This window comes from Shimia sp., from assembly GCF_041624275.1.
Taxonomy (GTDB): Bacteria; Pseudomonadota; Alphaproteobacteria; order Rhodobacterales; family Rhodobacteraceae; genus Shimia.
Genome location: NZ_JBFJVE010000103.1, coordinates 1 through 10,603 on the forward strand (window position 1 = coordinate 1; position 10,603 = coordinate 10,603).

The 10,603-nt window shown below is 64.6% G+C and carries 9 protein-coding genes; 6 read left to right on the forward strand and 3 right to left on the reverse strand.

Features of this window, described 5'->3' with window-relative positions:
• The 5 genes from ABZD10_RS09480 to ABZD10_RS09500 form a co-directional block, all read left to right on the forward strand.
• Positions 1–517 (forward strand): ATP-binding cassette domain-containing protein (locus tag ABZD10_RS09480; RefSeq protein WP_372886065.1); only part of this gene is annotated, 517 nt, incomplete at its 5' end.
• On the forward strand, positions 517–1,251 hold the full coding sequence (locus ABZD10_RS09485) for an ABC transporter ATP-binding protein (protein ID WP_372886066.1): 735 nt from the start codon (positions 517–519) through the stop codon (positions 1,249–1,251). The genes ABZD10_RS09480 and ABZD10_RS09485, both read left to right, overlap by 1 nt.
• Positions 1,248–2,162, forward strand: a complete 915-nt coding sequence (locus tag ABZD10_RS09490; RefSeq protein WP_372886067.1) for a branched-chain amino acid ABC transporter permease — start codon at positions 1,248–1,250, stop codon at positions 2,160–2,162. Before ABZD10_RS09485 ends, ABZD10_RS09490 begins: the two co-directional genes overlap by 4 nt.
• 3 nt (positions 2,163–2,165) lie before the next feature.
• Positions 2,166–3,224, forward strand: a complete 1,059-nt coding sequence (locus ABZD10_RS09495; protein WP_372886068.1) for a branched-chain amino acid ABC transporter permease — start codon at positions 2,166–2,168, stop codon at positions 3,222–3,224.
• An 11-nt stretch (positions 3,225–3,235) separates the two neighbouring features.
• Entirely contained in the window at positions 3,236–4,405 is a 1,170-nt protein-coding gene (locus ABZD10_RS09500) for an ABC transporter substrate-binding protein (protein WP_372886069.1), read from the forward strand.
• Positions 4,406–4,474: 69 nt separating this feature from the next.
• Here ABZD10_RS09500 and dld read toward each other — a convergent pair whose 3' ends face one another.
• The 3 genes from dld to ABZD10_RS09515 form a co-directional block, all read right to left on the reverse strand.
• The gene (gene dld, locus ABZD10_RS09505) at positions 4,475–6,157 is read right to left on the reverse strand and encodes a D-lactate dehydrogenase (protein ID WP_372886071.1); all 1,683 of its coding nucleotides are present in this window, start codon (positions 6,155–6,157) and stop codon (positions 4,475–4,477) included.
• A gap of 14 nt (positions 6,158–6,171) precedes the next feature.
• Positions 6,172–8,238 (reverse strand): TRAP transporter large permease subunit, encoded by a 2,067-nt coding sequence (locus ABZD10_RS09510; RefSeq protein WP_372886072.1) that lies wholly within the window; start codon positions 8,236–8,238, stop codon positions 6,172–6,174.
• Between the two features lie 172 nt (positions 8,239–8,410).
• On the reverse strand, positions 8,411–9,460 hold the full coding sequence (locus tag ABZD10_RS09515; protein ID WP_372886074.1) for a TRAP transporter substrate-binding protein: 1,050 nt from the start codon (positions 9,458–9,460) through the stop codon (positions 8,411–8,413).
• Between the two features lie 349 nt (positions 9,461–9,809).
• Here ABZD10_RS09515 and ABZD10_RS09520 point away from each other — a divergent pair, with 349 nt between their 5' ends.
• Complete coding sequence (locus ABZD10_RS09520) at positions 9,810–10,592, forward strand: FadR/GntR family transcriptional regulator (RefSeq protein WP_372886076.1); 783 nt, start codon at positions 9,810–9,812, stop codon at positions 10,590–10,592.
• The last annotated feature ends 11 nt before the right edge of the window (positions 10,593–10,603 follow it).

Genomic DNA, 10,603 nt, shown 5'->3' on the forward strand with positions numbered 1-10,603 from the left:
GCCGCACGAGCTGCGCCGGACCGGCATCGCCCACACCTTTCAGGCCGGGCGACTGTTCACCGGGCTCGACGTGCTCGACAATCTCGCGGTGACCGGGGTCGGCCTCGGTCACCCGCGCGCGGCGGCCGTGGCCGAGGCGCTGCGGATGCTCGACTGGATGGGGGTTGCCCATCTGGCCGACCGCCCGGCGGCAGGGCTGCCCTATACCGACGAACGCCGGGTCGGGATCGCCCGCGCCCTGATGTTCGCGCCCGCCTTCCTGCTCTTGGACGAGCCGGCGGCCGGCATGTCCGAGGCCGAGGCCGCCGATCTGGCGGCCCTGATCGGCCGGGTGGCCGATGAACTGGGCATCGGGGTGCTGCTGATCGAACACAATGTCGGGCTGGTGCTGTCGGTGTCGCACCATGTCTACGTGCTGGATGCCGGGCAGATCATCGAAGAGGGCGATGTCGACGTGATCCTCGCCAGCCAGGCGGTGCGCGATGCCTATCTCGGCGCCGATCAGGAGGCCGCGTGATGTCAAAGCTCGGAGTATTCGACCTCTCGGTGCGCTACGGCAAGGTGCCGGCGCTGAACGATGTCACCCTGCATCTGCAAGAGGGCGAACGGGTGTTCGTCTCGGGGCCCAACGGCGCCGGGAAATCCTCGCTTCTGGGGGCGATCAGCGGCGCGGTGGCCACCAGCCACGGCCGGATCGAGATGGACGGCGACCTGCTGACCGGACGCGCGCCCGAGGCGATCGCGCGGCTCGGCCTGTCGATGGTGCCCGAGGGGCGCGAGATCTTCGGCAGTCTCACCGTCGAGGAAAACCTGCGCGTCGGCACCGGCCTGCGCCGCGACCGTGGCGCGGTCGAGGGCGACATCGCCGAAATCTACGATGCCTTCCCCATTCTCGGTGACCGGCGTCACGCCAGTGCCGGCGCCCTGTCGGGGGGCCAGCAGCAGATGCTGGCGATCGGACGGGCGCTGATGACCAACCCCAAGCTGATGATGGTCGACGAACCATCGCTGGGGCTGGCGCCGAAGATCGTCGACCAGGTCTATGACACGCTGGTGCAGTTGCAGGAAGAGCGCGGCCTGACCCTTCTGATCGTCGAGCAAAGCTCGACCCGGGCGGCGCGGGTCGGCGGGCGCATGATCCTGCTGCGCGGAGGCTCGGTGGTCGGTGACGGCGACGCGTCGGCCTTCGCCGAGAAGGACCTGCTGAGCGAAGCCTATTTCGGACAATCCAAACTGGAGGTGGCGCAATGACTTCGCTGGCCCAACTGTTCTTCGACGCGGTTTCGCTGGGTGGCATCTACGCGATGGCGGCGCTGGGCATCGCGCTGATCTTCGGGGTGATGAACCTGGTGAATTTCGCCCATGGCGAATATATCGCCTTCTGCGTCTTCGCCCTGATCGTGCCCTCGACCGAGGCGGTGGCGGTGATGTTTCTGGGCAAGGCGCCGGCCTTCCTGCTGATCCCGCTCTTGCTGATGATCGGCGCCGGGGCGGCGATGCTCAGCGAATACGTGGTCTTCCGCCACCTGCGCCGGGCGACGCCGGTGGCGATGATGATCTCTTCCTTCGCGCTGGGCTTCGTCATCCAGAACGCGCTGCTGGCGACCTATGGCGGACGCCCCAAGGCGATCAGCCTGTGGCCCGAGCTCAACACCCCGGTCGCCATTCTCGGCGCCGAAGTGCCGCTGTTGCAGCTGATCGTGATCCTGTCGACCCTGTTGGTGGTCGGGGCACTGGCGCTGTTGCTGAAAAAGACCCGGCTGGGGCTCGAGATGCGGGCCGCAGCCGAGAACTTCACCATGGCAAGGCTGCTTGGCGTGCGCGCCAATGTGGTCATCACCGGCGCCTTCGCCCTTTCCGGCGCATTGGCCGCTGCGGTGGCGCTGATCATGGCCACCCAGACCGGCGTCGCCGACGTCCGCATGGGCGGGCAGATCATGCTGGTCGCCTTCATCGCCACGGTGATCGGCGGGCTCGGCTCGCTGCCCGGCGCGGTGGCCGCCGGCTTCCTGATCGGCGCCGCCTCGATCCTGCTGCAGGCCTTCCTGCCGCTCGAGGTGCGCCCCTTCCGCGATGCCTTTCTCTACACGCTGGTGATCGCCAGCCTGCTGTTGCGCCCGCAGGGTCTGTTCGTGCCCAGCTCAGCCAAACCGAGGATTTGAACCATGATCGGCAAACACGCTCAAAACCGCCTGCTGGGCTATTCCACCCCGGTGGTCCTGATCGGGCTCTTGATCCTGCTGGTGGCTCTGGTCAGCCTGTTCGGTGACAAGGCGCTGGCGCGCACATCGGCCGAAACCCTGATCCGGGTGGTGCTGGTGGTCGGGCTCTGGATCTTCGTCGGCAACTCCGGCATCGTCAGCTTCGGGCATGCCGGCTACATGGCGATCGGCGCCTATTGCTCGGCCTGGCTGACGCTGAAGCCGCAGATGAAGGCGCTGTTCCTGCCCGATCTGCCGCCCTGGCTGGCGCAGGCCGAATGGCCGGTGCTGCCGGCGGCGCTGGCCTCGGGGCTGCTGGCCGCGCTGGTGGCGCTGCTGTCGGGGGCTGCCATCCTGCGCCTGTCGGGCATCGCCGCCTCGATCGCCACCTTCGCCTTTCTGGCCATCGTCAACACCGTCTATTCCAACTGGGAGGGCGTCACCGGCGCCACCTCATCGGTGGTCGGGCTGGCGCGCTATGTCGATCAATGGGTGGCGCTGGCCTGGGCCGCGGCGGCGATTCTGGCGGCCAACCTCTATGCCAATTCGGCCAGCGGGCTGGCGCTGCGCGCCACCCGCGAGGATGAGGTCGCGGCCGCCGCCTCGGGCATCGACATGTATCGCCACCGCCTGCTGTCGCTGGTGGTCAGCGGGTTCTTTACCGGCATTTCCGGCGCGCTTCTGGGCCATTCCATCGGCGTTCTCAACCCCGACAGTTTCTATCTCGGCATCACTTTCATCTCGCTGGCGATGCTGGTCGTCGGCGGCATCGGCAGCCTGTCGGGCGCGGTGATCGGGGTGCTGGTGCTGTCGATCCTGATCGAGGCGCTGGTGCGGCTCGAGCAGGGGGTCACCATCGGCGCCAGCGAATTCGCGCTGCCCGGCGGTGCCCAGGAAATCCTGATCGGCATCGTCATGATCCTGATCCTGATCCTGCGTCCCGCCGGGCTTCTGGCGGGCCGCGAACTGCGCCTGCCGATGGCAGGCCCGAAACTGCAAGCCAAACACACAACACCCAACTGAGGAGACGATCCATGAAACAAGTCCTAATAGCATCGGCACTGGCCGCGGCGCTTGCCGCGCCGGCAGCGGCCGACGACATCACGGTGGGGTTCGCCATCGCCAAATCGGGCTGGATGGAGGCCTATGACAGCCCGGCCGCCGCCGCCGCCAAGATCCGCATCGACGAGATCAACGCCAATGGCGGGTTGCTCGGCCAGACCGTGAAATGGGTCGAGGCCGACACCAAGACCGACCGCGCGCAATCGGCCAAGGCCGGTTTGCAGGTGCTCGACCAGGGCGCCGACATGATGGTGGTGAGCTGCGACTATGACTTCGGCGCCCCGGCGGCGCTGGCGGCCGAGGCCGAGGGCAAGAATTCCTTCTTCCTCTGCGCCGAGGACGTGAAGGCTGGCATCCAGGGCGTCGGCCCGAACAGCTTCTCGGGTTCGGTCCTGGCTGCGGTTCAGGGCGCGACCATGGCCGAGTGGTCGCTGGCCAAGCGCGAGGCCAAGACCGGCTATGTGCTGCTGGATACCACCATCGAATACAACAAGGGCATCTGCACCGGTTTTGACTGGATGTTCCCCAAGGCCGGTGGCGAGATCGTCGGCCGCGACACCTTCAAGAACAACGACGCCTCGATCGCCAGCCAGATCAGCCGCATCAAGGCGCTGCCGCAGCAGCCCGACGTGATCATGCTGTGTTCCTACATCCCCGGCGCGGCCGCAGCGGTGCGCCAGCTGCGCGCGGCGGGCATCAACTCGCTGATCCTCAACGGTTCGGCGGTGGACGGCTCCTACTGGCTGGACGCGGTGCCGAACCTGTCGGGCTTCGTGCTGCCGGTGCAGGGCTCGATCTATGGCGATGACCCGCGCCCCGAGGTGGAAGGCTTCAACGCCGCCTACGAGGCCGCGACCGGCGCCCGCCCGTCGAGCCAATATGCCTATCCGGGCTATGTTCTGGTCGATCTCTGGGCCAAGGCGGTCGAGCGTGCCGGCAGTGTCGACGGCGCTGCGGTCACGGCCGAGCTGGAAAAGATGAAGGGCGAGGCCACGGTCTTCGGTCCGCGCAGCTTCAGCGATGCGCTGCATCACCAGAACAGCGCCAACATGCAGATCATCGAGATCGCGGACGCCAAGCCCGGGGTGGTCGACAACTGGACCATCAGCGAGCCGGTGCCGCTGGACGTGCTGCTGAAGTGACGTTGCCGCGAGGCTGAAAAACGGCCCGTTCCGGAAATCCGGAGCGGGCCTTTTCGATTTGCGTCGGCGTCAGTGATAATGCTTGCAGCGCGACATCTTGCCGATGCCGGGGTTGAAGCTGTTGGTCGGGTCGACCGACTTGTAGAACTCGGCCAGATCCGGCTTGGCCGCGTAAAGATGGCCGACATTGTGTTCGGCCGGGTACTCGGCCCCGCGCCTGTCGAGGATCTCGAGCATCGCCGCCTTCAGCGCCTTGGGGTCGGCGCCCTTTCGGACCACATAGTCCTGATGCAGCACGTGGCACATGAAATGGCCGTAATAAAGCCGGTGCACCAGCTGGTCGGCGATCTCGGCCGGCAGTTCTTCGAACCAGTCGCGGTCGTTGCGGCGCAGCGCGATGTCGAGCGCGATGATATCCTCGACCTCGGACCCGTTCACCGCCATGTAGCGCACCGCCGCCCCGGCGGCGGCAAAGCGCAGCAGGCCGGCCAGCTTGGCCTCGCGCGGATCGCATTCGAAGAAGTCGAGCGCGCCGGTGCCCTGCATCTCGGCCAGAAGCTGCTGAGCCTCGGCGATGCCGCCGTCGTGCATCTTCAGGATCAGGTGGTGCGGGTACCTGGCGCGGAAATCGCGCAGGCGATTGGGCAGGATGTCGGGCCAGAGACGCGACAGGCCCTGCATGAACCGGTCGGTGAAATTGCCCAGCCCTGGCACCTGCGCCAGCCGGGCATCGAACCAGCCCTTCAGGGCAAAGAACATCGGCAGCCGGTCGGTGCCGAGCCGGTCGATCATCACCATCGTGTCCTTGCCGTAGCGGTCCGAGATGTCGAACACCTCTTCGTGCATGTATTCCGCGCTGACCGGCAGGGTGGCGAAATCGCCGAGGATCCGGCGCCGCAGGTCGCTCAGCGCCGCCGTGTCCTCGGCGCCGATGTAAAAGGTCTTTTCGACCGCGTTGCAGGGGTAGGTGTCGAGCCGCACGGCAAAGACCGCCAGCTTGCCGGCACAGCCGGCCGCCTCGTAAAGCCGCGACTTGTCGGCGTTGAACCGCGCCGGGCTGTCGGCATCGACATTGCGCACCCGGCGGGCGTAATCGGTGTCCGATGCCTTGCGGTTGCCGGTCTCGATGTCCTGTGGCGCATAGGCCCCGTTTTGCAGCCGGGTCAGGATGTCCTCGGGATCGTCGCCAAGCGCGATCCCGAGATGGTTCACCAGTTCCAGCCTGCCGTCTTCGGTGATGCGGGCATAAAGCGCCATTTCGGTGTAGCTCGGGCCGCGTTCGACCAGCGAGCCGCCCGAGTTGTTGCAGACCCCGCCGACGACCGAGGCGCCGATGCAGGACGAGCCGATGACCGAATGCGGCTGGCGACCCAGCGGCGCCAGCAGTTTTTCGAGCGCGAAGAGGGTGCTGCCCGGAAAACTGATGACCTGCCGTCCGTTGTCGATCAGCTGCAACTCATCCATCCGGCGGGTGTTGATCAGCACCACGTCGCGGTCATAGCGCCCCTTGGGGGTCGAGCCCTCGGTCAGCCCGGTGTTGGCGGCCTGCATGATGACGATCTTGTCCGCCGCCACGCAGGCCTGGAGCACCCGCCATTGTTCCAGCAATGTGGCGGGCTGCACCACGGCCAGCGCATCCCCTTCGCCGGACCGGAACCCCCTGCGAAAGCGCCGGGTGCGGCGGGCGCCGGTCAGCACGTGGCGACGCCCGCAGATTTTCCTGAACTGCTCGATGAGATCCTGATCGGTCATGGTCCCAGCTTTCCTCAATAGGCGACCGAGGGCAACCATGTGGCCAGCTGCGGCCAGAGGAAGACGAACAGCAGGCCGGTCAACTGCAGGATCACGAAGGGGATGATGCCCTTGTAGATGTCCATCAGCTTGATCTCGGGCGGGCAGACCCCCTTGAGATAGAACAGCGCAAAGCCCACGGGCGGCGTCAGGAAGGATGTCTGCAACGTCACCGCGACCAGGATCACGAACCACACCAGCGCCGGCTCGTCGATGGCATCAAAGCCGGGAATGTCGAGCCCCAGCCCGTTGACGATCGGGCGCATCAGCGGCAGCACGATCAGCGTGATCTCGATCCAGTCGAGCACGAAGCCCAGCAGGAAGACGATGAACAGGATCATGAACACGGTGCCGTTGGGGCCGAAGCCGGTGCCGCGGATCATCTCTTCGATCAGCTCGTCGCCGCCCAGTTCGCGCAGCACGTAGGAAAACACCGTCGCGCCAAGGAAGATGGCAAAGATATAGGCGGTGGTGTTGAAGGTCGATTTCAGCACGTTGACCAGCTTGCGCAGGGTCAGCTTGCGATAGCCAAGCGCCAGCACCGTCGCGCCCAGGGCGCCGATGCCCGAGGCCTCGGTCGGCGTCGTCAGACCGGCAAAGATCGAGCCCAGTACCGCAAGGATCAGCCCCAGGGTGGGCAGCACCGCGATCAGCACGTCCTTGACTGCGCGCCAGTCGGGGCGCTTGGCGCCTTCGGGCACCGGTGCAACGTCGCGTTTCACCAGCGCGATGACGAAGATATAGGTCAGGTAGAGAACGCCGATGATGACGCCCGGGAAGACGGCGGCCATGAACAGGTCGCCCACCGAAAGGGCCATCTGGTCGGCCATGATGACCAGCATGATCGAGGGCGGGATCAGGATGCCCAGCGTGCCGGAGGCGCTGACCACGCCGGCGGCCAGCGAGGGTGAATACTTCTGCTCCATCATCGAGGGCAGCGACAGCACGCCCAAGAGCACCACCGAGGCACCGATGATGCCGGTCGAGGCCGCCAGAATGATGCCGATCATGGTGACGGTGATCGCCAGCCCGCCGCGCACCGTGCCGAAAAGGCGCTGCATCGAGGTCATCAGCCGTTCGGCGACGCCGGACTCGTCCAGCATCAGCCCCATGAAGATGAACATCGGCAGGGCGACCAGCACCGCGTTCGACATGGTGGCATAGACCCGGTTCACCACCGCGCCCAGCGTCAGGTAATCAAGGCCGGTAAAGGTGCTTTCCAGCCCCGTCCACAGCATCAGGTCGTTGTCGAACAGATAGGCCACGCCGCAATAGGCCACGCCGACCCCGGCCAGGGTCCAGGCCACCGGGAAGCCGGTGAACAGAAGCGCGATGAAGGTCAGGAACATCGCGATGACAAGCTTTTCCTCGGTGGTGTGCACCAGGAAGGTCAGCGCGGTGGCGACGACGGCAAATGCGATCATCGCCCAGACGATCAGGCGTAGCCCCTTGCCCTTGCGCTCGTCCTCGTAATTGACCCAGATGGCGTGAGCATCATGGATCAGCCGGGCCACGGCGGCCAGCGCCAGCAGCACGAAGCTGGCCGGGATCACCGCTTTCAGCGCCCAGCGGGCCGGCAGGCCGGTCGGGCTGTCGGAGCGCTCGCCGACGCGCCAGCTTTCGTAGAAATAGTCATAGCCCTGATCGACCATCAGATAGATGAAGGGCACCACCAGCGCGAGGATGCCGATGACCTCGATCACCCGCTGGGCGCGGCGCGACAGCTGCATGTGCAACAGGTCGACCCGGACATGGCTGTCGGTGACCAGCGCATAGGAGATGCCCACCATGGTCACCAGCCCGTAGAAATGCCACTGCACCTCGTCGAGCTTGGGAAAGTTCATGTTGAACAGATAGCGCATCGAGACCTGGGCCACGATGGCGGCAACCAGCAGAAGGTTGGCCCACATCACCACATTGCCGATACCCTTGACGGTCTTGTCGATGGCAACGGCGACGCTTTGGGTGTCGCGCTCTTCATGTTCGAGAATATGTTCATAGACGTCGACGGGATCGTCGGTCGGGGAGATGTTGCTGGCCATTTGTTCCTCCTCAGGTCGCGGGGCACAGGGGGGGAGAAATTCCCGCCGGGAAATGATATGAAAATCGAAAAACGAAATATGAGCCGGGCAAGGTGGGGGCGGCGAAAGGAGCCGCCGCCCCCGAGGTTGGGGGCGGTGCCAAAGACCACCACCCCCGAGGGAGGCTCAGGTATTACTTGCGCGGCAGGAAGGCGTTCGACTTCCAGATCGCATAGCCGTCGCGGAATTCGGTCATGTCGGCCAGAACCTTGCTGAAGAACGGATCCGCAGCTTCTTCTGCCGCCACTTCGGCCCAGGTCGCGCGGAACAGTTCCAGCATTTCGGGCGACCATTGCTTGATCTGCACACCGTTGTTCTCGACGTTGTCGATCAGGGCCGCGTGCTGGATGGCTTCGCCTTCTGCAAAGCTGTCGGTCATCGAGGCCTTGCAGGCGTTTTCGATGATCGCCTTGTGCTGGTCGCTGGCGCCGTTCCAGACATCCTTGTTGATCAGGAGTTCAAACACGGTCGCCTGCTGGTGCCAGCCGGGGAAATAGTTGAACTTGACCAGCTTGTGGAAGCCGAGACGCGCGTCGATGGCGGGCATCGAGAATTCGGTGGCGTCGATGGCGCCCTTTTCCAGCGCCGGGAAGATCTCACCGCCGGGCAGAAGCGAGGTGGCAACGCCGAGTTTCTGCATCACCTTGCCGCCAAGACCGAAGAAGCGCATCTTGAGACCCTGGAGGTCTTCGGCGCCGTTGATTTCCTCGGCGAACCAGCCCGAGGTTTCCGGCGCGATGATGGCACAGGGCAGAACTTTGACGTTGTAGCCGGCCTGATCGTACATCTCCTGGTACAGGTTCATGCCGTTGCCGTAATAGAGCCAGGCCATGTATTCGCCGGCCTCGGGGCCGAAGGGCACGGCCGAGAACAGCGGCGCGGCCGGGATCTTGCCGGCCCAGTAACCGGCGGTGGTGTAGCCCGAGTTGATCTTGCCCGAGGATACCGCGTCGAGGATCTCGAACGGCGGCACCAGCTTGCCCGGTTCATAGACCTTCATCTTCAGCGTGCCACCCGACATCAGGCTCAGCTGTTCGGCAACACGCGGGATCGGCGATCCCAGGCCCGGCAGCGAGGTCGAGAAGGCAATCGGGGTTTTCAGCAGGATCTTGTCCGCGGCCATGGCGGCGGGTGCGGTCAGCAGCGAAGCGGCAACTGCCAGCGATGTCAGGGTCTTTTTCATGTGGTCTCCTCCAGAAGTATGTCGATCAGGGTCTGATCGCAGTCGTCAAATGCATGACGATGAGGAAGGTAAATAAACTTTACCACATAATTCAGTCAACAATTTTATTTACCACTGATGTGCGAGTCGAAGGGGATCATGGCTGTGTTTGGGGGTGTTTTCGCCCGGAGAACTGGGTTTTCCCGGCTAGTTTCTGTGAAGCTTCTCAGAAAAACATGTGCCCTTCCATGGGGCTACCGGATACAATCCCCAGAACTGGGTATATGCCGGGGGCGAGGGCTTGCAATCATCAATGGACAACATATTATACCTCTTATGCGGCCAGAAAATTCGAGTGGAGACAGCGGCAATGGAGAAACCGGACCAGATTTTTGAGCCGATCAACCATGATTCCGTTGCCGAGGCGGTGGTGCATCAGATCGAATCCCTGATCGTGACCGGCATCCTCAAGGATGGCACCCGTCTGCCTTCGGAACGCGAAATGTCCGAATTGCTGAAGGTGTCGCGCCCCAAGCTGCGCGATGCCCTGAAGCACCTCGAGGATCAGGGGCTTCTGCATGTGCGTCACGGTGAGGGGTCGTTCATCGCGCCGCTGACCGGAACCGCCCTGACGCCGGCGTTCCTTGATCTTTACGCGCGCCACCCCGAGGCGTTTTTCGACTATCTCGAATACCGCCGCGAACAGGAGGCCTTTGCCGCGCGGCTGGCGGCCGAACGGGCCACCGGCGCCGACAGGGAGATCATCGCCGCCATCCTGGACGAGATGGAGCGGGCGCGTGACGCGCAGGATTCCGAGGCGGCGCAGATCGCCGACATCAATTTCCATTCCGCCATCGTCGATGCCAGCAACAATTCGACCCTCATTCACATGATGGCGTCGATCTACGACCTGACCCGGCGCGGGGTGTTCTACAACCGCGATTTCCTGCGCACCATCGAGGGTGCCGGGCGCAAGCTTCTGGCGCAGCACCAGGCGATCGCGCAGGGCATTTTCGAGGGCGACCCCGAGGCCGCCGACAAGGCGGCGCGGGCCCATATCGACTTTGTCGAGAAATCCTTCCGCATCGGCCACCAGCGCGAGCTGCGCGAAAGGGCTGCCAAGAAACGGCGGGTGCTGGCCGGGCAGAAATAGCCGCCCCGGAC